A 24269-nucleotide genomic window follows, 5' to 3' on the forward strand; every position below is an offset into this window, starting at 1 on the left:
CCGCGATGTGTCAGGTTGATGCAGTCTGCCTCGTTGGGGGCGCTGCGCCCCCGGCGGGAGCAAGCTCCCTCGCCACGGGGTTTGAGGCCTGTTCCGATTTTGTGTCCCCTTTTTTTGTCTCGCTTGTCATTCAAGGCAACTGAACAAAAACGAGAGCGCTTTCCAATGTCCGCAGTTGTCCCTTTGCGTGTGCGCCCGGCCTTTGCCGGCCGGCGTCCGTTGTTGAACCTGAGCCTCATGCTGAGCCTGGGTGCCAGCCCATTTTTCATATCATCGAGCCAAGCCGAAGAAGCCGCCCGGCGCAGTTATCAGGTGCCGGCCGGCAGCCTCAGCGCGGCGTTGACCCGGTTTGCCGGGTTGGCGGGGGTCAACCTGTCGGTGGATCCGGCCTTGGTGAGCGGGCGCAACAGCGTCGGGCTTTCGGGGGAGTATGGGGTGGAAGAGGGGTTTGCCCGGTTGTTGCGGGGTTCGGGCCTGCAATTGCAGCCGGTGGGGGAGCAGGCCTACATCCTGATGCCGGCGCCAGAAGGCGGCAGCCTGCAGCTGGCACCCACTTCGATTCTCGGCGCCACGGCGTCGCCGGACAGCCCGGTGTACGCCGGCGGTCAGGTGGCACGGCGTGGTTCGCAAGGCTTGCTGGGCTCGCGGGATTTCATGGAAACGCCGTTCAGCATGACCACCTACACCAGCACGACGGTCAAGAACCAGCAGGCGCGCACCCTGGGCGACCTGATCGCCAGCGACCCCTCGGTCCGCACCACCAACCCGGCGGGTGGGCGCTATGAGCAGTTCACCATTCGCGGTTTCAGCCTGTTCAACAGCGATGTCGCGTACAACGGTCTCTACGGCATTCTGCCAACGTACACGATCGACATGGAGATGGCCGAGCGCGTCGATATCCTCAAGGGGCCGAGCCAGCTCATCAATGGTATCTCGCCGCGAGGCAGCGTGGGGGGCGGGATCAACGTGGTGCCCAAACGCGCCACCGACAAGCCCATCACCTCGTTCACCGGCAGCTATGCCTCCAATAACCAGCTGGGCGGGGCGGTGGATGTGGGTCGGCGCTTTGGTGAAGAGGACAAGTTCGGGATTCGTTTCAATGGCGTGAAGCAGGCGGGGGACACCGAATGGGATCACCAGAGCGTGGATCGCGAGATGGCGGTACTGGGCCTGGATTTTCGCGGTGAACGCCTGCGACTCTCGACGGACATCGGCCACACCGAACGCAACACCGACGCGCCCCAGGAGCGCGTGCAGGTCGGTGTCAATGCCCAGATCCCTCACGCCAGTGATGTGCGCGACAACTACGCCCAGTCCTGGAGCAAGGCCCGCACCCAGGACACCTTTGGCACGGTGAACGCTGAGTTCGATGTCAGTGATTCGGTGATGCTGTATGGCGGCGTTGGCGCGCGCAAAAGCGACCACGATTTCCTTCGGCACAACGTTTCGGTGACCAACGACGCAGGGGATTTCACTGTCCAGCCCCGTGACTTTACCCGGGAAGAAAATGTCCGCACGGCCACGGCCGGGGTGCGCAACTGGTTCCATACCGGTCCGGTGAGCCATGAGGTCAACCTGGCGGCCAGCTATTTCTACATGGATTTCGAAAATGGCGGCGCCCGTTACGCCAACGGTCGCAGCAACCTGTATGACCCGGTGCAGACCCCGACGCCAAGCAACCCGACCCGCCAGGACGACAAGGTCTACACCGAGAACCGCTTCAGCGGCGTGGCATTGTCCGACACCCTTGGGTTGTTCGAGGATCGCTTGCTGCTGACCCTCGGCGCTCGCTGGCAACGGGTGAAGGTTGATGACTGGACGAATAACGTCAAGGGCGACACCGCCTACGATGAGGAAAAGGTTTCGCCCTCGGGTGGCATCCTGTTCAAGGCGACTGACAAGCTGTCGCTGTATGCCAACTACATGGAAGGCCTGAGCCAAGGCAAGATCGCGCCATCGACGGCGGTGAACGAGGATGAGATTTTCCCGCCGTTCATCAGCCGCCAGGTCGAGGTGGGTGCCAAGTATGACGCCGGTCCGTTCGCCGTCACCGCTGCGGTGTTCCGGATCAAGCAGCCAGCTTACGCAACCGACGCCACGACACGCGTCTTCGGCCCGAACGGTAAGCGTGAAAACACCGGCGTGGAGCTGAGTGTGTTTGGCGAGCCGCTGAAGGGAACCCGCTTGCTCGGCGGCGTGATGTTCATCGACAGTAAACTGACTGACACCACCGACGGCAGTTTCGATGGCAACCGCGCACCGGCCACACCGAAATACAACGTCAACCTCGGCGCCGAGTGGGACGTGCCGACGGTACAGGGCCTGACCCTGACCAGTCGCGGCATTTATTCCAGCTCGCAGTACCTGGACCAGTCCAACACCAAGGAAATCGATGCCTGGACGCGCTTCGACGTGGGGGCTCGCTACGGGTTCAAGGTCGACGAAAAAAACATCACCCTGCGGGCCAACATCGAAAACGTGGCCGACAAGCGCTACTGGAGTTCGGCCGGCGCGTCGGATGACAGCGAGCCAGGCTTGACGCTGTCGACCCCGCGCACCTACCTGCTTTCCGCGACGGTGGATTTCTAGACCGATGTGCCGCTCCAGGGAGGGAGCTGACTGGGTTCAGATGTCGCGAAACAGATCGTGGGCATCCAACAGTCGCCAGGCGATCTCGGGACGTTTTTCCAGCCCTCGGCGGATGGCGGCGGGAATCGACTGGCGAATCTTGCGGCACAGGCCGGGCTGGTCCTGGAATTCGATGGCGATGCCGCGCATGGTCCGCACTTCGTTGTAGCCAGGCTCGACGCGCAGGCGGATCCCCAGGTTTTCATACAGGCGCTGTTGCAGGCGCTGGAGTTCGTCGAGGCTCTGGATGTTTTCAAGGCGCTCAAGCAGGCGTTTTTCTTCCTGGCGGTTCAGGCATAGGATGCGCAGGTCGCTGCCAGGCGCTTGCAGCAAGGCATCACGCCCGCAATCGCAGACGCCGGGCGGGCAGGGGGGACGAATCGGGATCGACGCGGTCATGGGCTCCACAAAGTCTGCTGCACAACGAAACAGCGAGCTTATCGCCGGCCCAGGCAATGTGATGCCTGGCGGCATGTGGGTCAAGCCTGTTGGAGCGGCCGCTGGTCTGGCGCAGCGGTGTGCCCCACCGTTTTATTGTGGGAGCGAGCTTGCTCGCGATAGCGTCGGATCAGTTGCATTGATGTTGACTGACCCATCGCTATCGCGAGCAAGCTCGCTCCCACAGGGATCCAAGTCGGACACAACAGGTGTGTTCGCCGAGATCCAAATATGGGAGCGAGCCTGCTTGCGATAGCGGTGGGCAGTCGAGGAAATTACAACCCCAACTCGGACAACCCCGGATGATCATCCGGCCGGCGGCCCAGGGGCCAGTGGAACTTGCGCTCGTTATCCTTGATCGGCATGTCGTTGATGCAGGCGTAGCGGTTGTACATCAGGCCTTGCTCGTCGAACTCCCAGTTTTCGTTGCCATAGGAGCGGAACCAGTTGCCCGAGTCGTCGTGCCATTCGTAGGCGTAACGCACGGCGATGCGGTTATCGGTGAAGGCCCAGAGTTCCTTGATCAGTCGATAATCCAATTCCTTGGCCCACTTGCGGGTCAGGAACGCCTTGGCTTCTTCGCGGTTGTGCGCGAATTCGGCGCGGTTACGCCATTGGGTATCCAACGTGTAGGCCAGGGATACTTTTTGTGGGTCGCGAGAGTTCCAGCCGTCTTCGGCCAGGCGAACTTTCTCGATCGCCGATTCACGGGTGAACGGCGGCAACGGCGGACGAACTTCAGAAGAGGCAGACATGGCGAATCTCCAATGAGTTGATGAATGACACAGGGTTCAACGGTCAGGCGTGTAGCAAAATCTTGAGCATGTCCTGGGCGTGGTCAGCTGCGCTGTGGTCGCCCATGACCAGCGCCACGGTAATGGCGCCGTCGATCAGGATCAGTAGTTGACGGGCCAGGGCCTCCGGGTCTTCGACACGTTGTTCGACGCACAGCCGGGTCACGTAATCGAGCAGTTTCTGTTTGTGCATCTTCGCCACCTGACGGACCGGATCTTGTGGATCGCCGGTTTCGCCGCTGGTATTGATGAAGGCACAGCCGCGAAAACCTTCGCTGTCGAACCAGCCCTTGAGCACGGTAAACAAATTGAGCAGCGCGCGCAGTCGGTGTGGGCGCCTTGTCCACTTCGCTGCTGAACCATTGCATCCAGCGCTCGTCCCGCCGCTTGAGGGCGGCCACGATCAGGTCGTCCTTGTTGGCGAAGTAGCGATAGACACTTTTCCGGGAGACGCCGGCGGTTTTCACCAGAAGGTCCATGCCGGTGGCGGCAATGCCACTTCTATAGATCAACTTTTCGGCGACATCGAGGATGATGTCTCGTGTTTCATTACCAGTGATTTCGTTCATGTGGCTAAAGTAGAATGATCGTTCTCCTTGGTCAAGTGTTTTTTTCTCGACCGACAGGAAGACCCGAACCCATCCATGGTGTAAGCTCATCCGTTCTTCGGAATCGACCTTTTGCGAGCCCTATGCCGTCGCTCTTCAAACGCTCCCAGCTGCCCAAGTTGCGCAGCTTTGCACTGACCGCCGACGCGGTGACCATCCTCGATGGCGCTGCCCAGTTCCGCCGTTGCCTGCTGGAGAAAATCGCCCAGGCCACCCAGCGCATCTACATCGTCGCCCTGTACCTGCAACAGGACGAGGCCGGCCAGGAAATTCTCGATGCCCTGCATACCGCCAAAGCGGCGCGTCCGGAACTGGACGTGGTCGTGGTAGTGGATTGGCTACGGGCCCAGCGCGGATTGATCGGCGCCAAGAAGCAGCCGGGCAACTCGGCGTGGTACCAGGAACAGACCCGCACCCATGCCAGCGAAGTGCCGATCTACGGTGTACCGGTGCAGACCCGCGAACTGTTCGGCGTATTGCATTTGAAAGGTTTCGTGATCGATGACTGCGTGCTCTACAGCGGCGCCAGCCTCAATAACGTCTACCTGCACAAGTTCGACAAATACCGCTACGACCGCTATCACTTGCTGCAGAACACGGCACTGGCCAACTCGATGCATCACCTGGTGCAGCATGGCCTGATCACCTCCAGGGCCGTGCATCGTCTGGACCTGCCGAACCTGCCCAGCACCCGCAGTTTGCGCAAGGACATCGGTGATCTGCGCAGCCGCCTCAAATACGCGACCTATGACACCAGCGTCGGCAGCCTCGATAAGAGCGGCCTGTCGGTCAGCCCGTTGCTGGGCGTGGGCAAGAACAATCCGTTGAGCCGGGTAATCGGCGAGCTGATTGCCAGCAGCCGCCAGCAACTGACCATCTGTACACCGTATTTCAACCTGCCCTTGGCCGTGACCCGGGAGCTCAATCGCGCCCTGGCCCGTGGGGTCAAGATCGACATCATCGTCGGCGACAAGACGGCCAACGACTTCTACATTCCGCCGAGCGAGCCATTCAAAATCATCGCGGCGCTGCCATACCTCTACGAAATCAGCCTGCGACGCTTCTCCAAACGGCATCAGCGCGCGATCGACAGCGGCCAATTGAACCTGCATCTGTGGCGTGACGGGGACAACACCTACCACCTCAAGGGCATGTGGGTCGATGAGCGCTACACCTTGCTGACCGGCAACAACCTCAACCCGCGGGCCTTTCGCCTGGACCTGGAAAACGCGCTGTTGCTGGACGATCCCAAGGGCGAGCTGCTGGCGCCGCGCCAGACCGAGCTTGAGCAGATCTACCGCCACACCCGCCGGATCGAGCGTTACCTGGACCTGGAAACCCTGCCGGATTACCCCGAGGCCGTGGCCCGGTTCCTGAAACGGGTCAGCCGGGTGCGTATAGAACGGCTGCTTTACCGGATCCTGTGAACACCCGCGCCATGTCGGAAAAAGACACCATCTCCATCCAGCTGGTGCGTGAGGCGTTGCTGCAAAGCTGCGCACCCGGGGCGGCTACCGAGGAGGTCCTGAGCAAGGTCGGCATAGACCCGGCGCTGCTCGACGACGCCCAGGCGCGGGTCCCGGCCCATGCCTATGCGCGGCTCTGGCGTTTGCTGGCCCAGCGCCTGGATGACGAGTTTTTTGGCATGGACCCGCGCAAGCTCAAGTCCGGCAGCCTGGCGTTTCTCTGCCAGTGCGCCATGGCCCAGCCCACGCTGGCGAGCGGCTTGACGGCGGGACTTGGGTTTCTGTCGCTGATGCTCGAACACCTGCCGGCCCAGTGGATGCGCCAGCAAAGCCTGGCGGAGATCGTGCTGCTGGAAGATGACCAGGCGCCGCGCCGGGCGTTTACCTATTTTACCTATTGGATGATCGTCCATGGCGTGGCCTGCTGGCTGGCCGGGCGGCGCATTCCCATTCTGTCCGTCGAGCTGCGTTGCCCGGCGCCGGATTTCTGCGACGACTACCGGGTGATGTTCTCCCAGAACCTGCGCTTTGACCGACCGCGCACCCGGATGATTTTCGCCGCCGAATGCCTCGACCTGCCCATCCGGCGCAACGCCGATGAACTCAAGCGCTTCCTGGCCCGGGCCCCGGCCAACATCCTGGTCAAATACCGCGATCCGCAAAGCCTGGCCAGCCGTATCCGCCACGACCTGCGGCTATTGCCTGCCGAACAGTGGCCGGAAACCGAGGCCCTGGCCCAGCAGTTGTGCGTATCCGCCTCGACCCTGCGCCGCCGCTTGGCGGAGGAGGGCCAGACCTACCAAGGCCTCAAGGACAGCGTGCGCAAGGAGTTGGCGATCACCTGGCTGGCCGAGCCCTCCATCAGCTTCGTCGAAATCGCCTCGCGCCTGGGCTTCGCCGATGCCAGCTCCTTCTACAAGGCGTTTCGCAAATGGTCCGGGTCCAACCCGGGGCATTATCGCAGCCTGATTCTCAACGAATCCGACTGATCCGACACCGAAAATCCCTTTGGGAGCGGGCTTGCTCGCGAAGAGGTCGGCAACACCAGCATCTCTGTGACTGACACACTGCTTTCGCGAGCAAGCCCGCTCCCACAGGGGATTTCGCTTAGCTGACTGGCTCGCTCATAAAACCGTCATTTTTCTTTGATAAAAGCCTGTGCAGGTGCCGGAAGAGCCGGGCCATCCATCAGGGTAGTGTATGCACGTGACCGTTTTGGGCAACGCATGAACGTATTGGTCACCGGCGCCGCAGGGTTTATCGGTTTTCATACGGCCAGGCGGTTGTGCCGCGAGGGCCATCAGGTCATCGGCATCGACAACCTCAACAGCTACTACAGCGTCGAGTTGAAACAGGCGCGACTGGCGTTGTTGGCCGAATACCGCAATTTCTGCTTCCTGCGGCTGGACGTGGCCGACAAACAGGCGCTGCTGGAGGTGTTTGCGCAAACCCCATTCGAGTACGTCGTTCACCTGGCGGCCCAGGCTGGCGTGCGCTATTCCATCGACAATCCCGACCTGTACGCCCAAAGCAACCTGGTGGGATTCCTCAACGTGTTGGAAGCCTGCCGTGCCCATCGGCCGGCACACCTGGTGTTCGCCTCGAGCAGCTCGGTGTATGGCTTGAACGAACGCCTGCCGTATGCCACGACCGACCCGGTGGATCAGCCGGTGTCTTTTTATGCGGCGACCAAGCGCGCCAATGAACTGATGGCCCACGCTTACTCGCATCTCTATGGCATTCCCACCACCGGCCTGCGGTTTTTTACCGTGTATGGACCTTGGGGGCGGCCCGACATGGCGCCGCTCAAATTCACCGAGGCCATCCTCAACGGTCGTGCCATTGACCTTTACAACGACGGCGCCATGTCGCGGGATTTCACCTATATCGACGACATCATCGAAGGCCTGGTGCGGTTGTTGCCGCGGCCGCCGGCCAATGAAACGGGGGTGCGCCACAAGCTCTACAACATCGGCTTCGGCGCGCCGGTGAAGCTCTTGCAGTTTGTCGAGTGCCTGGAAGAGGCCTTGGGCATCCCCGCGATCAAGCATTTCCTGCCGTTGCAACCGGGCGACGTGGTCGACACGTGGGCCGACACCCGCGAGCTGGAGGAACACATCGGGTTTCGCCCACAAGTCGCGGTGCCCGTCGGCGTGCAGTCGTTTGTCGATTGGTACCGCGCGTATTACCGCGTTTAACCCCTCAGCTTTTTACAGGAGCGTCATGCACGAAACCCTTTATGTGTCGGTCCTGATTCCGGCAAAGAACGAAGCCGGCAACCTCATTGCGCTGCTGGAAGAAGTGCATGCGGCGCTGGCCGACGAGGCCTTTGAAGTCATCGTGGTGGACGATGGCAGCACTGACGCCACCGCCGCTGAACTGCGGGCGTTGCAAGGCAGTGGCTATCGCCAGTTGCGGGTGCTCAGCCACGCCCGCTCCCTCGGGCAGAGCACCTCGATCTACCACGCGGCTGAGTTGGCCCGCGGGCATTGGTTGGCAACCTTGGACGGCGACGGGCAGAACGACCCGGCCGACCTGCCGAAGATGCTCGACCTGGTACGCGGTTCGGAGGGCACACCCGCCGGCGTCAAGCTGGTGGCGGGGCATCGCGTCAACCGCCGGGACACGGCGAGCAAGCGGTGGGCCTCGCGGTTCGCCAACAAACTGCGGGCCAGCCTGCTCAAGGACCAGACGCCCGATACCGGCTGCGGCATCAAATTGATCGAGCGCGAGGCGTTTCTGCGCCTGCCGTATTTCGATCACATGCACCGCTTTATTCCGGCGCTGATCCGCCGTCACAACGGCCGGATGTTGGTGCATCCGGTGAATCACCGTGAGCGTGGGGCCGGGGTGTCCAATTACGGCAACCTCGACCGGGCGCTGGTGGGCATTGTCGATCTGTTCGGGGTGTGGTGGCTGATCAAGCGCACCCGACTGGATATCCACGCGCAAGAAACCGAGGTGTGACATGGGCAGAGAAACGTTGTGGCTGGCCGTTGGCTTCGGCGGGCAACTGGCTTTCACCGGGCGTTTTGCCCTGCAATGGCTGTACAGCGAATACAAGAAGCGCAGCGTGATTCCCGTGGGCTTCTGGTACCTGAGCATCATCGGTAGCGCACTGTTGCTGGCCTATGCCATCTACCGCGAAGACCCGGTGTTCATTGTCGGCCAGTCCTTCGGCTTCATCGTGTACCTGCGCAATTTGCAGTTGATCGCCAAGCAGCACGGGCAGGAAAACCGCGAACTGGCCGAGAAAGGCTGAGACGGTGCGAATACGATTGTCTTCCTCGCGGTTGGAGCTTCTGGCGCTTGTGGTGTTGGCTTTGATCATGGTCGGCGCGGGCCTGGGCTGGCGCCAACCGATGAACGTCGATGAAGAGCGCTTCCTCGGCGTTGCCCTGGAGATGTTGCAGAACGGCTCGTGGTTCATTCCCCATCGTGCCGGGGAAATCTACGCTGACAAACCGCCGCTGTTCATGTGGGCGGTGGCGTCGTTCGTGCAACTGACCCACCTGCCGAAAGTCGCCCTGTACCTGCCTGCGTTGCTGGCCGGCGCCGTCACCACCGCGTGTCTGTATGACCTGGGCCGGCGCTTATGGGGGCGACGCGTGGGGGTGATCGCCGCGCTGTTGTTTCTCGCCACCTACCAGACCTACAGCATCCTGCGTACCGGGCAAATCGATGGTTTCCTTGCGCTTTGGACCATCCTGGGGATCTATGGCTTGTGCCGGCATTTGCTGCTCGGCCCGGCGTGGCGCTGGTATTACCTGGCCTGTGGGGCGATGGGGCTGGGGATCATCAGCAAAGGCGTGGGTTTCCTACCGGTATTGATGCTGATTCCCTATGCCTATGGGCTGCGCCGAGGGTGGAAAGGCCTGGTGTCCATGCCGGGCAAGGCGGGCGCCTGGTGGCTGGGGCTGGTTGTGGCGCTGGCGGCGATCACCCTGTGGCTCGGGCCTTTGTTGTGGATCGTGTGGCAGGGCAGTCCCGACAGCCTGGCCTATGCCCAGGAGATCCTGCTGAAGCAGACGGCGGGGCGTTATGCCAATGCCTGGGAGCACCGCGAACCCTTCTGGTACTTCTTTGTCCAGGTGATTCCGAAGTACTGGCTGCCGATCTTTTTCATGCTGCCATGGCTGGTGCCGGCCTGGCGCAGGCAGTTGCTCAAGCACGACGGTCGGGTGCTGGTGCTGCTGGGGTGGGTGGTTCTGGTGCTGTTGTTCTTCAGCCTGAGCAGTGGCAAGCGCAAGCTGTATATCTTTCCCGCGTTGCCGGCCTTGATCCTGCTGGTGGCGCCGCTTGTGCCGTGGATGCTGCACCGTTGGTTCAGCCGGTGGCCGAGGGGCAGGGCGGTATTCGCTGCCTTGACGGTGGTGTGGTTGTGCGCCTGGTTTGTGCGCGGTTTCATCGAGCCCTACAGAGAAGGTGTCAACCCCCACCAGACCTTGATGCGTGATGTCGCGGGGCTGACTTCAAATGCCGAGTTGGTGCTCGTGGGATGGCGCGAGGGTCATTGGCTGTTCGCCCGGCAACCCATCGTGCATTTTGGCTTTTATAACGGCAACTCCCTGGAACAATCTGCCACTTGGCTGCGCAGCCACCCGCAGGCCTTTGCCTTGGTGCCCGGGCGGGACCTGGCTCGCTGCTACGACCCGCAAAAGGCGCGTCGGGTTGGGAATACTTCTCGGGCTGAGTGGTTCCTGGTGGGGCCCGATGCGGATAACCAGCGCTGCCAGTCCCCAGCGCCGGAGAAGGTTTATTCATTTGCCTGGAAGCAGCCCTTGTAGTGGCTGGACAGCCGCCATCGCGAGCAAGCTCGCTCCCACATTGGGTTGCGGGCGTTCACAAAACTCGTGTCCACCACATATCCCCTGTGGGAGCGGGCTTGCTCGCGAAAGCGGTGGTTCAGACACATCATGATCGACTGTCAGGCCGCCTTCGCGAGCAAGCTCGCTCCCACATGAGTGCTTGGGCGGTCACAGAATCGAGGCCCACCACCAATCCCCTGTGGGAGCGAGCTTGCTCGCGATGACGGCCTGGCTGGCACCACATCCCTCGAACCATGGCCAAACCAGTCAAGCAACTTGATGGCTTTGACCATTGCCGCGACCGCCCTTCGGCGCGAGTATTTGCCTGCTCTTCACGGTTCCCCCAACCAATAAAAAGTACAGAGGGATTCTGGTCATGCGCGATTATTCGTCCGCCACGTCGCAGTTCGATTACCTGCCCACCGTCAACGCCGCACTGCACGGCTCGCTCGAGGCGCTCAATGCCTGTGTCGAGTGTTGCGACCGGCATGCGTTGCCGGGTCGCATCGCCTTGTTCTGGGAGGGCCGTGACGGCAGCGACGCCACCTGGACCTACCGTGACCTGCAGGACAACGCCGCGCGGTTCGCCAATTTTCTACGCGCCCAAGGCGTCGGCCAGGGCGACAAAGTGGCCGGCCTGCTGCCGCGTACCGCGGAACTCTTGATCGTGGTACTGGCCACCTGGCGCATCGGGGCGGTGTATCAACCGCTGTTCACCGCGTTCGGGCCCAAGGCCATCGAACACCGCCTCGGCAGCTCGGGCGCGCGGGTCGTCGTCACCGACGCCGTCAACCGTCCCAAGCTAAACGAAGTTGCCGGTTGCCCCACCATCGTCACGGTGGGCGGCGAAAAGGGCCAGGGCATCGTGCGCGGCGATTACAGTTTCTGGGCCGAAGTGGCGAACCATTCCAGTGAGTGCGAACCGCTGATGCTCACCGGCGAAGACCCGTTCCTGCTGATGTTCACCTCCGGCACCACGGGCCCCGCCAAGGCGCTGTCGGTGCCGCTCAAGGCCATCGCGGCGTTCCAGAGCTACATGCGCGACGCGGTGGACCTGCGCCCTGAAGACGCCTTCTGGAACGTCGCCGACCCCGGTTGGGCCTACGGCATTTATTTTGGCGTGACCGGGCCGCTGGCCATGGGGCATCCGATTACCTTCTACGATGGCCCGTTCACCCTGGAAAGCACCTGCCGGATCATCAACAAATACGCCATCACCAACCTGATCGGTTCACCCACGGCCTATCGCCTGTTGATTGCCGGCGGCGAGCAGTTTGCCCGCTCGATCAAGGGCAAGCTGCGCATCGTCAGCAGTGCTGGCGAGCCGTTGAACCCGGAGGTGATCCGCTGGTTCGCCGACAACCTGAACGTGGTAATCCACGACCATTACGGCCAGACCGAACTGGGCATGGTGCTGTGCAACCACCATGGGTTGGAACACCCGGTGCACCTGGGCGCAGCCGGTTTCGCCTCGCCGGGCCACCGGATCGTGGTGCTGGATGAAAACCAGCGCGAGCTGGGCGTGGGCGAACCGGGCATTCTCGCGGTGGACCGCAGCCAGTCGCCCATGTGCTGGTTCGCCGGTTACGAAGGCGCGCCGACCAAGGCCTTCGTTGGTGATTACTACTTGAGCGGCGACACCGTGGAACTGAACCCGGACGGCAGCATCAGCTTCGTCGGCCGCAGCGACGATGTGATCACCACCTCCGGCTACCGGGTCGGTCCGTTCGACGTGGAAAGCGCGCTGATCGAACACCCGGCCGTGGTGGAAGCGGCGGTGATCGGCAAGCCTGATCCGGAACGCACCGAGTTGGTGAAGGCCTTCGTGGTGCTCAGCACCCAATACCGCGCCTCACCGGAGCTGGCCGAGGAACTGCGCCTGCACGTGCGCCAGCGCCTGGCGGCCCATGACTATCCCCGTGAAATCGAATTTGTCAGCGACTTGCCGAAAACCCCAAGCGGCAAGTTGCAGCGCTTCATCTTGCGCAACCAGGAGATCGCCAAGGTTCAAGAGACTTTGGCGCACAACGTTTCAGCTTGAACCCAAGGAAACCATGATGCAGATCGACAACAAGATTTTCCTCGTCAGCGGCGGTGCTTCCGGCCTTGGCGCGGCCACCGGTGAAATGCTGGTCAAGGCCGGCGCCAAAGTGATGCTGGTGGACCTCAACGCCGACGCTGTGGCTGCCCAGGCGCAAAAGCTGGGTTGCCAGAGCGTGGTGGCCGACATCAGCAACGAAGCCGCGGCTGAAGCGGCGGTCAAGGCCACCGTCGATGCGTTCGGTGGTCTGAATGGGCTGGTGAATTGCGCCGGTATCGTGCGCGGCGAGAAGATCCTCGGCAAGAACGGCCCCCACGCACTGGCCAGCTTCAGCCAAGTGATCAACGTCAACCTGATCGGCAGCTTCAACTTGCTGCGCTTGGCGGCTGCGGCCATTGCCGAAAGCGAGGCCAATGCCGACGGCGAGCGTGGGGTGATCATCAATACCGCTTCGGTAGCAGCCTTCGACGGCCAGATCGGCCAGGCGGCTTACGCGGCCTCCAAAGGCGCCATCGCCAGCCTGACACTGCCGGCCGCCCGTGAACTGGCGCGCTTCGGTATCCGGGTGATGACCATCGCGCCGGGCATCTTCGAAACCCCGATGATGGCCGGCATGACCCCGGAGGTGCGCGACTCCCTGGCCGCCGGCGTGCCGTTTCCGCCGCGCCTTGGGAAACCTTCCGAGTACGCGGCGCTGGTCAGGCATATCATTGAGAACAGCATGCTCAACGGCGAGGTGATCCGTCTCGACGGCGCCTTGCGCATGGCAGCCAAATAAGTCTGGAGGATTCATGATGTCCAACGATCCTATTGTCATCGTCAGCGCCGTCCGCACCCCCATGGGCGGTTTCCAGGGCGAACTGAAAAGCCTCACCGCCCCGCAACTGGGTGCCGTCGCCATCAAGGCCGCCGTGGAGCGTGCCGGCATCGCGCCGGGTGCGGTTGAAGAAGTGCTGTTCGGTTGCGTGCTCGCCGCTGGCCAGGGCCAGGCACCGGCACGTCAGGCCGCGCTGGGCGCCGGGCTCGACAAGTCGACCCGCTGCACCACGCTGAACAAGATGTGCGGTTCGGGCATGGAAGCGGCGATCCTGGCCCATGACATGCTCATCGCCGGCAGCGCCGAGGTGGTGGTGGCCGGCGGCATGGAAAGCATGTCCAACGCGCCGTACCTACTGGATCGCGCCCGTGGCGGTTACCGCATGGGCCATGGCCGGGTGCTTGACCACATGTTCCTCGACGGCCTGGAAGATGCCTACGACAAAGGTCGATTGATGGGCACCTTCGCCGAAGATTGCGCCGAGACCAACGGTTTCAGTCGCGAGGCCCAGGACGCCTTCGCCATTGCGTCCACCACCCGCGCCCAGCAGGCGATCAAGGACGGCAGTTTCGACGCCGAGATCGTGCCGCTGCAGGTCATGGTCGGCAAGGAACAAGTGACCATTCGCCACGACGAGCAGCCACCCAAAGCGCGGATCGACAAGATTGCCTCGCTCAAGCCGGCGTTCCGCGAGGGCGGGACGGTGACGGCGGCCAACGCCAGTTCCATTTCCGACGGCGCCGCTGCCCTGGTGCTGATGCGCCAGAGCCAGGCGGTCCAGCGTGGCCTCAAGCCTTTGGCGGTGATTCACGGTCACGCGGCGTTCGCCGATACCCCGAGCCTGTTTCCCACCGCGCCGATTGGTGCCGTGAAGAAACTGATGCAAAAGACCGGTTGGTCGTTGGATCAAGTCGACTTGTTCGAAGTCAACGAAGCCTTTGCCGTGGTGGGTTTGGTGACCATGGACAAGTTGGAAATCGCCCATGACAAGGTCAACGTCCACGGCGGCGCCTGCGCGCTGGGCCATCCGATTGGCGCGTCTGGCGCGCGGATCCTGGTGACATTGTTGTCGGCCCTGCGCCAGAAAGGCTTGAAGCGCGGCGTCGCGGCGATCTGCATCGGCGGCGGCGAAGCCACGGCCATGGCCGTCGAATGCCTGTATTAAGGAACCCCCATGCTCCCGACTGAAGAACAGACCCAAATCCGCGACATGGCCCGGCAGTTCGCCCAGGAACGCCTGAAACCGTTCGCCGCCGAATGGGACCGTGAGCACCGTTTCCCCCGAGAAGCCATCGCTGAAATGGCCGAACTGGGCTTTTTCGGCATGTTGGTGCCGGAGCAGTGGGGCGGTTGTGACTCCGGTTACCTGGCCTACGCCATGACCCTGGAGGAAATCGCCGCCGGCGACGGCGCCTGCTCGACCATCATGAGCGTGCACAACTCGGTGGGTTGCGTGCCGATCCTCAAGTTCGGCAACGATGAGCAGAAAACGAAATTCCTCACGCCTCTGGCCAGCGGCGCGATGCTTGGCGCTTTCGCTCTGACCGAGCCCCAGGCCGGTTCGGACGCCAGCAGCCTCAAGACGCGGGCGCGCTTGGAGGGCGATCATTACGTGCTCAACGGTTGCAAGCAGTTCATCACCTCCGGGCAGAACGCCGGGGTGGTGATTGTGTTCGCGGTGACCGATCCGAGCGCCGGCAAGCGTGGCATCAGCGCGTTCATCGTGCCGACCGACTCGCCGGGCTACAGCGTGGCGCGGGTCGAAGACAAACTCGGCCAGCACGCGTCCGACACGTGCCAGATCCTCTTTGAGGAGGTGAAGGTGCCGCTGGCGAATCGCCTGGGGGAGGAGGGTGAGGGCTACAAGATCGCCCTGGCGAACCTGGAAGGCGGCCGGGTGGGCATCGCGGCGCAAGCGGTGGGCATGGCCCGCGCTGCGTTCGAGGCGGCCCGTGACTATGCCCGGGAGCGCTCCAGTTTCGGCAAGCCGATCATCGAGCACCAGGCCGTGGCGTTCCGTCTGGCCGATATGGCGACCCAGATCGCTGTAGCCCGGCAAATGGTGCACCACGCCGCCGCCCTGCGGGACAGTGGCCAGCCGGCTTTGGTAGAGGCGTCCATGGCCAAGCTGTTCGCCTCGGAAATGGCCGAAAAGGTCTGCTCCATGGCGTTGCAGACTCTGGGCGGTTACGGTTACCTCAACGACTTCCCGCTGGAGCGCATTTATCGCGACGTGCGGGTCTGTCAGATCTACGAAGGCACCAGCGACATTCAGCGCATGGTCATTTCGCGCAATCTTTGAACAGGAGTCCTGCATGAGCTACGAAACGATTTTATTGGAGATCAAGGACCGCGTCGGCCTGATCACCCTCAACCGTCCCCAGGCGTTGAACGCCTTGAATGCGCAGATCGTCAGCGAACTGAACCAGGCGTTGGATAGCCTGGAGGCGGATCCGAAGATTGGCTGCATCGTGCTGACGGGCTCGAAAAAAGCCTTCGCAGCCGGTGCCGACATCAAGGAAATGGCTGAGCTGACCTACCCGAAGATCTACCTGGACGACCTGTTCAGCGACAGCGACCGCGTGGCCAACCGCCGCAAGCCGATCATCGCGGCGGTGAATGGTTTTGCCTTGGGCGGTGGTTGTGAGCTGGCGTTGATGTGCGATTTCATCCTGGCCGGTGACAATGCCAAGTTCGGCCAGCCGGAAATCAACCTCGGCGTGTTGCCGGGCATGGGCGGCACCCAGCGCCTGACCCGGGCGGTGGGCAAGGCCAAGGCCATGGAAATGTGCCTGACCGGGCGCTTTATCGACGCGGTGGAAGCCGAGCGTTGCGGCATCGTCGCGCGGATCGTGCCGGCTGATGAACTGCTGGACGATGCGCTGAAAACCGCCGCGCTGATCGCCTCCAAGTCGGTGCCCATCAGCATGATGGTCAAGGAAAGCGTCAACCGCGCCTTTGAGGTCAGCCTGTCTGAAGGCGTACGTTTCGAGCGCCGGGTATTCCACGCGGCGTTCGCGACGCAGGATCAGAAGGAAGGCATGGCGGCGTTCGTGGCCAAGCGGGCGGCGGAGTTTCAGGACAAGTAATGCGGCGTACTCACTGACGCCATCGCGAGCGAGCTCCCACAGTGGATCTGCGGTGTAGGCAATTTTTGTGTACATCACCGGACCCAGTGGGAGCGAGCTTGCTCGCGAAGAGGCCGATACATCCAGCATCTCAGTGACAGACCCACCGCTTTCGCGAGCAAGCCCGCTCCCACATGGGATCTGGAGTGTATTCAGCATCTGCATACACCACCAAACCTGTGGGAGCGAGCTTGCTCGCGATGCTTTCCCAGCCATCACACCAGGTAGTTTTTTAACTCCCGGGCGATGACCATCCGCTGTATCTCGCTCGATCCTTCATAGATCTGGGTGATCCGCGCATCCCGGTAGTAGCGCTCTACCGGATAATCCTCGAGGTATCCGTAGCCACCGTGAATCTGTATGGCCGAGGAGCAGACTTTCTCGGCCATTTCCGAGGCGAACAGCTTGGCCTGGGAGGCTTCCGACAAGCACGGCTTGCCGGCGCTGCGCAGGCGGGCGGCGTGGAGGAAGAGCAGGCGGGTGGCGTTGATGCGGGTGTGCATGTCGGCCAGCAGGTTGGCGATGCTCTGGTGCTCGATGATCGGCTTGTCGAACTGGACGCGATCACGGGCGTAGGCCAGCGCCGCTTCAAACGCTGCGCGGGCAATGCCCAAGGCTTGCGCCGCGATGCCGATGCGGCCGCCTTCCAGGTTGGAGAGCGCAATCGCCAGGCCTTTGCCGCGAGCCCCTAGCAGGTTGGCCTCGGGAACTGTGCAGTTGCTCAAGGTGACCGCACAGGTGTCCGAGGCGCGAATGCCCATTTTGTGTTCAGTGCGATCGACGATGAACCCCGGCGTATCGGTAGGCACCAGGAACGCCGAAATGCCTTTCTTGCCCAGCTCCGGGTCGGTCACGGCAAACACGATTGCCAGTTTCGCCCGTTTGCCGTTACTGACGAACTGCTTGGCGCCATTGATCACCCACTGGCCATCGCGCAGTTCGGCCCGGGTGCGCAGGTTGTGGGCCTCGGAGCCAGCCTGGGGCTCGGTCAGGCAGAAGCAGCCAATGGCCTGTCCACTGGCGAGCTCGGCCAGCCACGTCTGTTTTTGTTCATCGGTGCCGAAATTCAGGACTGGCCCGCAACCCACCGAGTTGTGGATGCTCATCAGCGCCCCGGTGGCACCGTCGCCGGCGGAGATCTCCTCCACGGCCAGGGCATAGGCCACATAATCGACGTAGGTACCGCCCCATTCTTCCGGCACCACCATCCCCAACAGGCCCAGTTCGCCCATCTTCGCCACCAGGCCGTCGTCAATCCAGCCGGCTTTTTCCCACGCCTGGGCATGGGGGGCGATTTCACCACGGGCGAAGTCCCGGGCCATGTCGCGGATCATCACTTGTTCTTCGGTCAGTTCGAGGTCGTGCATGGCTCAGTTCCCGTGGTCGTCGAAGCCGTCGAAGAAACTCGTCACATGGTCGGCGTCCAGCGCCTCCAGGGTCGGCGGGTTCCAGCGCGGGCTCTTGTCTTTGTCGATCAGCAAGGCGCGCACGCCTTCGATCAGGTCACCGCGTTCGAACCATTGCCGGTCCAAGTGCAGTTCCAGAGCAAAACAGTCTTCCAGGCTCAAATGCCGGCCGCGCCGCAGCATTTCCAGGGTCACGGCCATGGCCAGGGGCGAGCGGCTGTCCAGCACGTCGGCGGTCTTCAGCGCCCATTCATGGCTGTTGGCGACGGTGACCTGGCGCAACTGCTCGACCATGCTCGGTAAATCGGGCAGGGCAAAGAAATGGTCAATGGCCGGCCGTAAGTCGGCCAGAGGGGGCGCAGGGAGCTGTTGCTGGCCGAGTTTGGCCAGCAGGTTCTGCAGGTCCTTGAGCGGCATGTCGTGCCACTCGAGCCGATCGAGACGTTCGTCGAGTTGCTGGAGCTTGTGGCTGTCGAGGTACCAGTCGGCGAGCCCGCAATACAACGCGTCGGCGGCCCGGATCTGTACGCCGCTGACACCCAGGTAGATCCCCAGCTCACCGGGAATGCGCGGCAGGAAATAGCTACCACCCACGTCCGGGAAATAACCAATGGCCACTTCCGGCATGCCCAGGCGACTGCGTTCGGTCACGACCCGCAGGTCGGCGCCTTGCACCAGGCCCATGCCGCCGCCCAGCACGAAGCCGTCCATCAAGGCGAGAATCGGTTTGCGGTAGTGGTGGATCGTCAGGTCGAGGGCGTATTCCTCGACGAAGAAATCTTCGTGCAGGGTGTCACCCTGCTTATAGCTGTCGTACAGCGAGCGGATGTCACCGCCGGCGCAGAAGGCCTTGTCGCCCGCGCCACGCAGTACCACGGCGTGAATGTGTGGGTCGAGTGCCCAAGTATCGAGTTGTTGCTGCAAGCTGCGCACCATGCCCAGGGTGAGGGCATTGAGGCCGGCGGGGCGGTTCAGGGTCAAATGGCCAATGTGATTGCGAACGTCGACCAGCACCTCATGGGTCACGGATTCGATGGTTTCCGCAGCTTGGGATGAAACCTGAGCTGTCATCGCTAACTCCCTGCTTTTATTGTTTTTTATGAATTGTGTCGCGCGTACCCATGCAGGATCGTACCAGTGCAAATTTGCCTTGCACAACCGGGATACGTGCAGGTCCTGTCTGCATATTTATAGCAGCCACAGGCTCAACCGCGACGTGAAAGAACCTCCGTGATGCTGCGGCGCTTGGCATTTCGTTCGCTGACGTGGATCAATTGTTCGAGATCTTCCGGGGTGACGTCGAAGAAGGCTTCCATTTCCGCCAAAGCCAGTTTCAGGTCTTCTGCGGTGATGGCCTGCCGGTCGACGGGAGGGTGGTCGGCCGGTATGACGGCCACCGGCTCGCTGGCGCGCTTGGGATAGCGCACCCGCGTCAGGTTGTTGTAGGCCAGCGCAAAGGCGAGCAGCCCGAAGCCCGCCAGCATGGCCGCGCCGACGGCCTGCCAGTCCAGGGCAATGATGGCCGAGTCCGCCAGCACCAAGGTCGCCGCCAGGGCGCCTGCCGGCGGGTGCAGGCAACGCAGCCAGCACATCAACACCAGTGCCATGCCGGCCGCCAGGCAGGCGCTGCCCAGGGTTCGGTCCAATACATGAGCCACCAACAGCGCCACGACCGACGCACACAGGTAACCGCCGACAATCGACCAGGGCTGGGCGAGGGCGCCCGAGGACACGGCAAACAACAGTACGGCCGAGGCGCCGAGGGGGCCGATCAGGTGCTGCGCTACCTCAAGACCAAAGACCTGGCCACATAGCCAGACACTGAACATCGTCCCCAACGCCATGCCGATGGCGGCGCGGCTCCATTCGGTGGGACGGGTATTGATAGCGGCGGGGAACCAGCGAGAAAGCATTAAGCGAAAATCCAAAAAACGAACAAAAAAAGGGGCTTACGGGAAAGTCCCAGAAAGCCCTTTAAGTGTTCCAACAGTTGGGGGAGGAACGGTACACAGTGTGCCGCTCACAACCTCCGCTTACAAATTCATATTAATGCTGGTTGAGTGCATTAATTTTGAGGTAAGGCTCGGGCTCAAGCGCTTCTTGAGGCAGGAAACCACGTTTGCTGGGCAATGGGCAGGTTGCGTGACTGGCCGCGACCCATCGGGAAATAGGTGAAGCCCTTGTCGGCCATGCGTTCCGGGTCGAACAGGTTGCGACCGTCGAAAATCACCGGGGCCTTGAGCCGCTGCCGGATCAAGTCGAAGTCCGGCGCCTTGAAGGGCTGCCATTCTGTGCAGATAACCAGTGCGTCGGCCCCCGGCAACACCGACTCTGGCGTGCCCATCAGCATGAGTCGGGTCTCGTCGGGATAGAGCAGTTGCGTCTGCTGCATCGCCTCCGGGTCAAACGCACGGACACTGGCCCCCGCGGCCCAGAGCGACTCCAACAGGGTGCGACTCGGCGCATCGCGCATGTCGTCGGTGTTGGGCTTGAAGGCCAGGCCCCACAACGCGAAGGTCTTGCCGCGCAGATCGCCCTGGTAGAACGCCTTGATCCGCTCGAACAGTTTGTGTTTCTGCCGACCGTTGATGGCTTCCACCGCTTGCAGCAGGTCGCTGGAGCAGTTGGCCTGCTCGGCAGTGTGGATCAGCGCGCGCATGTCTTTGGGAAAGCACGAGCCGCCGTAGCCGCAGCCCGGGTAAATGAAGTGGTAGCCAATGCGCGAGTCGGCACCGATGCCCAAGCGCACGGATTCGATGTCGGCCCCCAGGTGTTCGGCCAGTTCGGCGATCTGGTTGATGAAGCTGATCTTGGTCGCCAGCATGCCGTTGGCGGCGTATTTGGTCAGCTCGGCGCTGCGCAGGTCCATGAACAGGACCCGGTCGTGGTTGCGGTTGAACGGTGCGTACAGGTCGCGCATGGTTTCGCGCACTTCATCACGTTCGCAGCCGATCACGATGCGATCCGGACGACGGCAATCGGCGACCGCCGAGCCTTCCTTGAGGAATTCGGGGTTGGAAACGATATCGAACTGCAGCAAACGACTGGCCTTGAGCAGGCATTTGTCGATGTGCGCCCGCAGAACGTCACCGGTGCCCACCGGCACGGTGGACTTCTCCACCACGATGAGCGGTTGCTCGCGATAACGGGCGACGGCCTCGCCAACGGCCAGGACCTGGCTCAGGTCGGCACTGCCATCGTCCCGGGAAGGCGTGCCCACCGCGATAAACAATACCTGGCCGTGTTGCACGGCAAGCTGTTCGTCACAGGTGAAGTGCAAGCGTCCGGCCTCCAGGCCTTCACGCACCAGCGTGGCCAGGCCGGGCTCGAAAATGCTCACCTGGCCTTGCCGAAGGCTGTCGACCTTGCGTTCGTCGATGTCCATGCACACCACGTCATGGCCTACCTCGGCCAACACGGCGGCTTGCACCAAACCTACGTAACCACTTCCGAATACACTGATCTTCATGGCGGATTCCCTGGATCATTCCGAGTAAGCGACATGCACAACCAGCGTTCGCCGCAGTGCGCTTGGTTCAGAATAAGTCGGGGATATTGCAGTTCACTTACAGTCCGCTGAAGTCTTGCGCCGTCAATCGGTACGCTGCCGGCAATTGCGCGACGAACTCGCCCACCACTTCCCGAGTCAGGCTGACAATGTCTTCCACCCGCTCCATCCCGGCGCCGGTCCGCCAACTGGCGACGATGTCCATGACCGATGGCAGCGGCACGCCGTCCACCAAGGTCAATGTGCCTTGGGCCAGCTCGCCGACCACCAGCGCCGCGGGCATGGCGCCGATGCCAAAACCGTCGCGAACCAGGCGGGTGATGGCCGAGGCTGAGTTCACGCAGTTGATGCGCGGCGAGACGATGTTGGCCGAGTGCAGCAGGTTGAGGATGTCCTGGTGGGGCCGCGAGTTGCGCGAGAACGTCACGATGCGTTCCTGGGACAGGTCTTCCAGTGACGCATAGTGTCGGTCATAGGCGGAGCCGGTGCGCACCACCCAGTGCATCGGATAACGGGTCAGCAGTGCGTTGCGCACGCTGTCCAGGCGCAGGATGTCGGTCTGGAAAATGATGTCCTGGTAGCCTTTTTCCAGCTGTGAGCAGAGGTTGCTTGCGGTATCGGCCGACAGTTCGATCTCCAGGGCCGGGTAGCATTCCATCAGGCGTGTCACCAAGGGGCTGAGCCAGGTGTGGATCACCGTATCCATCGCGCCAATGCGGATCCGGCCGCGCACCTGGCGCGGGTCCTTGATCACGGCTTTCATGCTTTGCATGGTGTCCATGATGCGCTCGGCGTACTCCAGCACGCGCTGGCCTTCGGAGGTCAGCGACACCCCTTTGGAGTCGCGCACGAACAAGCGCACGCCCATTTCGTCCTCCAGGGCGGCGATCCGGCTGGAAATGGAGGCCTGGGTGGTGAATAGCTTTTCCGCGGTGAGGCGAAAGCTCTTCAGGCGGGCCACCCAGACGAAGGTTTCGAGAAACTTGATGTTCACTTCGGAGTTCCCTTGGCACAGTCATGAAGCATGGAAACAGTGGCGACGGGCCTATCCCCAACCTGTGGGAGCAAGGCTTGCCCGCGATGAAGATAACTCGCTCTTCCTGGAAATCGAGGTGCGTGCATCGCGAGCAAACTTTACTCCCACAGGGAAGTCCCCTCGCACAGTGGCCAGGCAGGTTTCATATTCTTCACTGCTCGGCATTAGCCATGTACAGGACTACTTCTCGCAACTCGGCTAAATCCGGAACATTATCGATAGCCGCTTCAGGCCGGCACCATGGATAGTCCAACTTCGATGCCCAGGCCATGACCATCGGCAGATCGGTCGCCGGCAGGGTCTTCATGTGTTCGATGGTGATGATCAATCCCTCGACCAGTCGCGACTGCGGATCGAACTGCCAGTCATACAGGCCACAACCGACCCGTGCCTCGCCGCTGTTCTTGTCTGACATCGCCACCAGCCATCGGCACTGGAACGCCTCCACGTTGGCTGGTGGCGGGGCGGCCAGGCAGAACGTGTAGACGTTTTCGAAGGTCTGGCCGAAGCGAGTGACCAGCACATCGCCAATGGCGGTACGGCCCTCAACGTGGTCGGGAAAGCTGATGGAACCGGTGCGCACGACCATGTCCAGAATAGCAGCCGGCATAAAGGCCTGGTCCAGCAGGTGCGGGCGGTTGCCGTCCTTGGCACGGATGTACTGTTGAATCGAGCGCTGAGCAGTGTTCATCGTGTCTCCCTTCAAGTTGAAAAACAGCCTCGTTCGAGGCTTACAAGTCACTGTTCCATAGGTCCGTCACCAGCATGCAGCCCGGCGCGTGAGTGATGCACAGCGGTGGGCGCGAGGCCTGGACCACCGATTGAGGTGTCACACCGCAGGCCCAGAACACCGGGATCTCGTCCGCTTCCACCGGCACGGCATCACCGTAATCCGGCGTGTCCAGGGATTGAATGCCGATCAGTGACGGATCGCCGATGTGCACCGGTGCGCCGTGAACATTGGGCATGCGCCCGGTAATCTGGATCGCCTGGATGGCGGCGGCGGCTTTCATCGGCCGCATGGTCACCACCATCTTGCCAGACAGGCGAGCGGTGGGGCGCGTGTCGATGTTGGTCTGGAACATCGCGACATTGCGCCCCAACTCAATGTGCCGCAAACGGATGCCGGCCTCCAGCAAGGGTTGTTCGAAGGAGAACGAGCAACCGAGGGCGAAGGCCACCAAGTCGTCCTGCCACAGGTGTTCGATGTCCAGCGGCGATTCGCACAACTCGCCTTGGCGATAGACCCGGTATTGAGGCACCTCATGGCGGATATCGATGGCAGCACCCAGGTTGCGGAAGAACGGATCCCCTGGCTCGGTCACGTCCAGCACCGGGCAGGCCTGGCGGTTGAGGGTGCAGTAGCGCAGGAATTCATTGGCCCAATCGCCGGGCAGAATCACGATATTGGCTTGCACGCGACCCTGGCCCAGGCCACTGGTATGGCCCTGGTACTGGCCGGCGGCGATGCTTTGGCGCAGGGCTAGAGGCGTGCATTGCTGCAGTTGTTCGAAGGACGTCATCACGGGTTCTCCAAGTGTTCGTTCGCTACTTTGAGAACACCGCGGCGATGACGTCCAACAAGGAAATA

At 62.1% G+C, this 24269-nt stretch carries 21 protein-coding genes and 1 pseudogene; 12 read left to right on the top strand and 10 right to left on the bottom strand.

Annotation, left to right across the window (positions count from 1 at the left end; translation table 11 throughout):
* Positions 1 to 165 precede the first annotated feature (165 nt).
* Positions 166 to 2589 (top strand): TonB-dependent receptor, encoded by a 2424-nt coding sequence (locus PSH84_RS18660; protein WP_305481525.1) that lies wholly within the window; start codon positions 166 to 168, stop codon positions 2587 to 2589.
* Positions 2590 to 2625: 36 nt separating this feature from the next.
* On the opposite strand, the gene PSH84_RS18665 is transcribed toward PSH84_RS18660, so the two are convergent.
* The 3 genes and pseudogenes from PSH84_RS18665 to PSH84_RS18675 form a co-directional block, all read right to left on the bottom strand.
* On the bottom strand, positions 2626 to 3027 hold the full coding sequence (locus tag PSH84_RS18665) for a hypothetical protein (protein WP_122568584.1): 402 nt from the start codon (positions 3025 to 3027) through the stop codon (positions 2626 to 2628).
* Positions 3028 to 3341: 314 nt separating this feature from the next.
* Positions 3342 to 3821 carry a nuclear transport factor 2 family protein gene (locus PSH84_RS18670; protein ID WP_305481526.1) on the bottom strand — a complete coding sequence of 160 codons (480 nt, stop codon included), beginning with the start codon at positions 3819 to 3821 and terminating at the stop codon, positions 3342 to 3344.
* 43 nt (positions 3822 to 3864) lie between these two features.
* Positions 3865 to 4429 (bottom strand): annotated as a pseudogene (locus tag PSH84_RS18675) (TetR/AcrR family transcriptional regulator).
* Positions 4430 to 4551: 122 nt separating this feature from the next.
* Here PSH84_RS18675 and pssA point away from each other — a divergent pair.
* The 11 genes from pssA to PSH84_RS18730 all read left to right on the top strand — a co-directional run bounded on the left by pssA (position 4552) and on the right by PSH84_RS18730 (position 16689).
* A complete protein-coding gene (pssA, locus tag PSH84_RS18680; RefSeq protein WP_305481527.1) occupies positions 4552 to 5895 on the top strand; it encodes a CDP-diacylglycerol--serine O-phosphatidyltransferase in 1344 nt (447 codons plus the stop codon).
* A gap of 11 nt (positions 5896 to 5906) precedes the next feature.
* On the top strand, positions 5907 to 6923 hold the full coding sequence (locus PSH84_RS18685; protein WP_305471046.1) for an AraC family transcriptional regulator: 1017 nt from the start codon (positions 5907 to 5909) through the stop codon (positions 6921 to 6923).
* 237 nt (positions 6924 to 7160) lie between these two features.
* Positions 7161 to 8132: an NAD-dependent epimerase gene (locus PSH84_RS18690; protein WP_305481528.1), complete on the top strand. Its 972-nt coding sequence runs from the start codon at positions 7161 to 7163 to the stop codon at positions 8130 to 8132.
* Between the two features lie 25 nt (positions 8133 to 8157).
* On the top strand, positions 8158 to 8901 hold the full coding sequence (locus PSH84_RS18695; protein ID WP_305481529.1) for a glycosyltransferase family 2 protein: 744 nt from the start codon (positions 8158 to 8160) through the stop codon (positions 8899 to 8901).
* A 1-nt stretch (position 8902) separates the two neighbouring features.
* A complete protein-coding gene (locus tag PSH84_RS18700; RefSeq protein WP_305471050.1) occupies positions 8903 to 9196 on the top strand; it encodes a lipid-A-disaccharide synthase N-terminal domain-containing protein in 294 nt (97 codons plus the stop codon).
* Between the two features lie 67 nt (positions 9197 to 9263).
* Complete coding sequence (locus PSH84_RS18705) at positions 9264 to 10721, top strand: ArnT family glycosyltransferase (RefSeq protein WP_305483182.1); 1458 nt, start codon at positions 9264 to 9266, stop codon at positions 10719 to 10721.
* A gap of 397 nt (positions 10722 to 11118) precedes the next feature.
* A complete protein-coding gene (locus PSH84_RS18710; RefSeq protein ID WP_305481530.1) occupies positions 11119 to 12783 on the top strand; it encodes an AMP-binding protein in 1665 nt (554 codons plus the stop codon).
* Between the two features lie 16 nt (positions 12784 to 12799).
* The gene (locus PSH84_RS18715; RefSeq protein WP_122568592.1) at positions 12800 to 13561 is read left to right on the top strand and encodes an SDR family NAD(P)-dependent oxidoreductase; all 762 of its coding nucleotides are present in this window, start codon (positions 12800 to 12802) and stop codon (positions 13559 to 13561) included.
* A gap of 16 nt (positions 13562 to 13577) precedes the next feature.
* Positions 13578 to 14765 (top strand): acetyl-CoA C-acyltransferase, encoded by a 1188-nt coding sequence (locus tag PSH84_RS18720; protein WP_305481531.1) that lies wholly within the window; start codon positions 13578 to 13580, stop codon positions 14763 to 14765.
* Positions 14766 to 14774: 9 nt separating this feature from the next.
* Positions 14775 to 15902 carry an acyl-CoA dehydrogenase gene (locus tag PSH84_RS18725; protein ID WP_305481532.1) on the top strand — a complete coding sequence of 376 codons (1128 nt, stop codon included), beginning with the start codon at positions 14775 to 14777 and terminating at the stop codon, positions 15900 to 15902.
* Positions 15903 to 15915: 13 nt separating this feature from the next.
* On the top strand, positions 15916 to 16689 hold the full coding sequence (locus PSH84_RS18730; RefSeq protein ID WP_305481533.1) for an enoyl-CoA hydratase: 774 nt from the start codon (positions 15916 to 15918) through the stop codon (positions 16687 to 16689).
* A gap of 254 nt (positions 16690 to 16943) precedes the next feature.
* On the opposite strand, the gene PSH84_RS18735 is transcribed toward PSH84_RS18730, so the two are convergent.
* From PSH84_RS18735 to PSH84_RS18765, 7 genes are all read right to left on the bottom strand, one after another.
* The gene (locus PSH84_RS18735; protein ID WP_305481534.1) at positions 16944 to 18095 is read right to left on the bottom strand and encodes an acyl-CoA dehydrogenase family protein; all 1152 of its coding nucleotides are present in this window, start codon (positions 18093 to 18095) and stop codon (positions 16944 to 16946) included.
* Positions 18096 to 18098: 3 nt separating this feature from the next.
* Positions 18099 to 19205 carry an enoyl-CoA hydratase/isomerase family protein gene (locus PSH84_RS18740; RefSeq protein WP_305481535.1) on the bottom strand — a complete coding sequence of 369 codons (1107 nt, stop codon included), beginning with the start codon at positions 19203 to 19205 and terminating at the stop codon, positions 18099 to 18101.
* 134 nt (positions 19206 to 19339) lie between these two features.
* Positions 19340 to 20047, bottom strand: coding sequence for an HPP family protein (locus PSH84_RS18745; protein WP_305471062.1), 708 nt, complete (start codon positions 20045 to 20047; stop codon positions 19340 to 19342).
* A 176-nt stretch (positions 20048 to 20223) separates the two neighbouring features.
* Positions 20224 to 21603 (bottom strand): UDP-glucose dehydrogenase family protein, encoded by a 1380-nt coding sequence (locus PSH84_RS18750; RefSeq protein ID WP_305481536.1) that lies wholly within the window; start codon positions 21601 to 21603, stop codon positions 20224 to 20226.
* A gap of 97 nt (positions 21604 to 21700) precedes the next feature.
* Positions 21701 to 22636 (bottom strand): LysR family transcriptional regulator, encoded by a 936-nt coding sequence (locus PSH84_RS18755; protein WP_122568598.1) that lies wholly within the window; start codon positions 22634 to 22636, stop codon positions 21701 to 21703.
* A 193-nt stretch (positions 22637 to 22829) separates the two neighbouring features.
* Positions 22830 to 23369 carry a hypothetical protein gene (locus tag PSH84_RS18760; RefSeq protein WP_305481537.1) on the bottom strand — a complete coding sequence of 180 codons (540 nt, stop codon included), beginning with the start codon at positions 23367 to 23369 and terminating at the stop codon, positions 22830 to 22832.
* Between the two features lie 40 nt (positions 23370 to 23409).
* Positions 23410 to 24201, bottom strand: coding sequence for a putative hydro-lyase (locus tag PSH84_RS18765; protein ID WP_305481538.1), 792 nt, complete (start codon positions 24199 to 24201; stop codon positions 23410 to 23412).
* Positions 24202 to 24269: the final 68 nt, after the last annotated feature.

It is taken from the genome of Pseudomonas beijingensis (genome assembly GCF_030687295.1).
GTDB lineage: Bacteria > Pseudomonadota > Gammaproteobacteria > Pseudomonadales > Pseudomonadaceae > Aquipseudomonas > Aquipseudomonas beijingensis.

Bases quoted from the DNA above. Each gene is read 5' to 3' on its own strand.
- PSH84_RS18660 (WP_305481525.1), top strand. From the start codon at position 166: ATGTCCGCAGTTGTCCCTTTGCGTGTGCGCCCGGCCTTTGCCGGCCGG.
- PSH84_RS18665 (WP_122568584.1), bottom strand. From the start codon at position 3,027: ATGACCGCGTCGATCCCGATTCGTCCCCCCTGCCCGCCCGGCGTCTGC.
- PSH84_RS18670 (WP_305481526.1), bottom strand. From the start codon at position 3,821: ATGTCTGCCTCTTCTGAAGTTCGTCCGCCGTTGCCGCCGTTCACCCGT.
- pssA (WP_305481527.1), top strand. From the start codon at position 4,552: ATGCCGTCGCTCTTCAAACGCTCCCAGCTGCCCAAGTTGCGCAGCTTT.
- PSH84_RS18685 (WP_305471046.1), top strand. From the start codon at position 5,907: ATGTCGGAAAAAGACACCATCTCCATCCAGCTGGTGCGTGAGGCGTTG.
- PSH84_RS18690 (WP_305481528.1), top strand. From the start codon at position 7,161: ATGAACGTATTGGTCACCGGCGCCGCAGGGTTTATCGGTTTTCATACG.
- PSH84_RS18695 (WP_305481529.1), top strand. From the start codon at position 8,158: ATGCACGAAACCCTTTATGTGTCGGTCCTGATTCCGGCAAAGAACGAA.
- PSH84_RS18700 (WP_305471050.1), top strand. From the start codon at position 8,903: ATGGGCAGAGAAACGTTGTGGCTGGCCGTTGGCTTCGGCGGGCAACTG.
- PSH84_RS18705 (WP_305483182.1), top strand. From the start codon at position 9,264: ATGGTCGGCGCGGGCCTGGGCTGGCGCCAACCGATGAACGTCGATGAA.
- PSH84_RS18710 (WP_305481530.1), top strand. From the start codon at position 11,119: ATGCGCGATTATTCGTCCGCCACGTCGCAGTTCGATTACCTGCCCACC.
- PSH84_RS18715 (WP_122568592.1), top strand. From the start codon at position 12,800: ATGCAGATCGACAACAAGATTTTCCTCGTCAGCGGCGGTGCTTCCGGC.
- PSH84_RS18720 (WP_305481531.1), top strand. From the start codon at position 13,578: ATGTCCAACGATCCTATTGTCATCGTCAGCGCCGTCCGCACCCCCATG.
- PSH84_RS18725 (WP_305481532.1), top strand. From the start codon at position 14,775: ATGCTCCCGACTGAAGAACAGACCCAAATCCGCGACATGGCCCGGCAG.
- PSH84_RS18730 (WP_305481533.1), top strand. From the start codon at position 15,916: ATGAGCTACGAAACGATTTTATTGGAGATCAAGGACCGCGTCGGCCTG.
- PSH84_RS18735 (WP_305481534.1), bottom strand. From the start codon at position 18,095: ATGCACGACCTCGAACTGACCGAAGAACAAGTGATGATCCGCGACATG.
- PSH84_RS18740 (WP_305481535.1), bottom strand. From the start codon at position 19,205: ATGACAGCTCAGGTTTCATCCCAAGCTGCGGAAACCATCGAATCCGTG.
- PSH84_RS18745 (WP_305471062.1), bottom strand. From the start codon at position 20,047: ATGCTTTCTCGCTGGTTCCCCGCCGCTATCAATACCCGTCCCACCGAA.
- PSH84_RS18750 (WP_305481536.1), bottom strand. From the start codon at position 21,603: ATGAAGATCAGTGTATTCGGAAGTGGTTACGTAGGTTTGGTGCAAGCC.
- PSH84_RS18760 (WP_305481537.1), bottom strand. From the start codon at position 23,369: ATGAACACTGCTCAGCGCTCGATTCAACAGTACATCCGTGCCAAGGAC.
- PSH84_RS18765 (WP_305481538.1), bottom strand. From the start codon at position 24,201: ATGACGTCCTTCGAACAACTGCAGCAATGCACGCCTCTAGCCCTGCGC.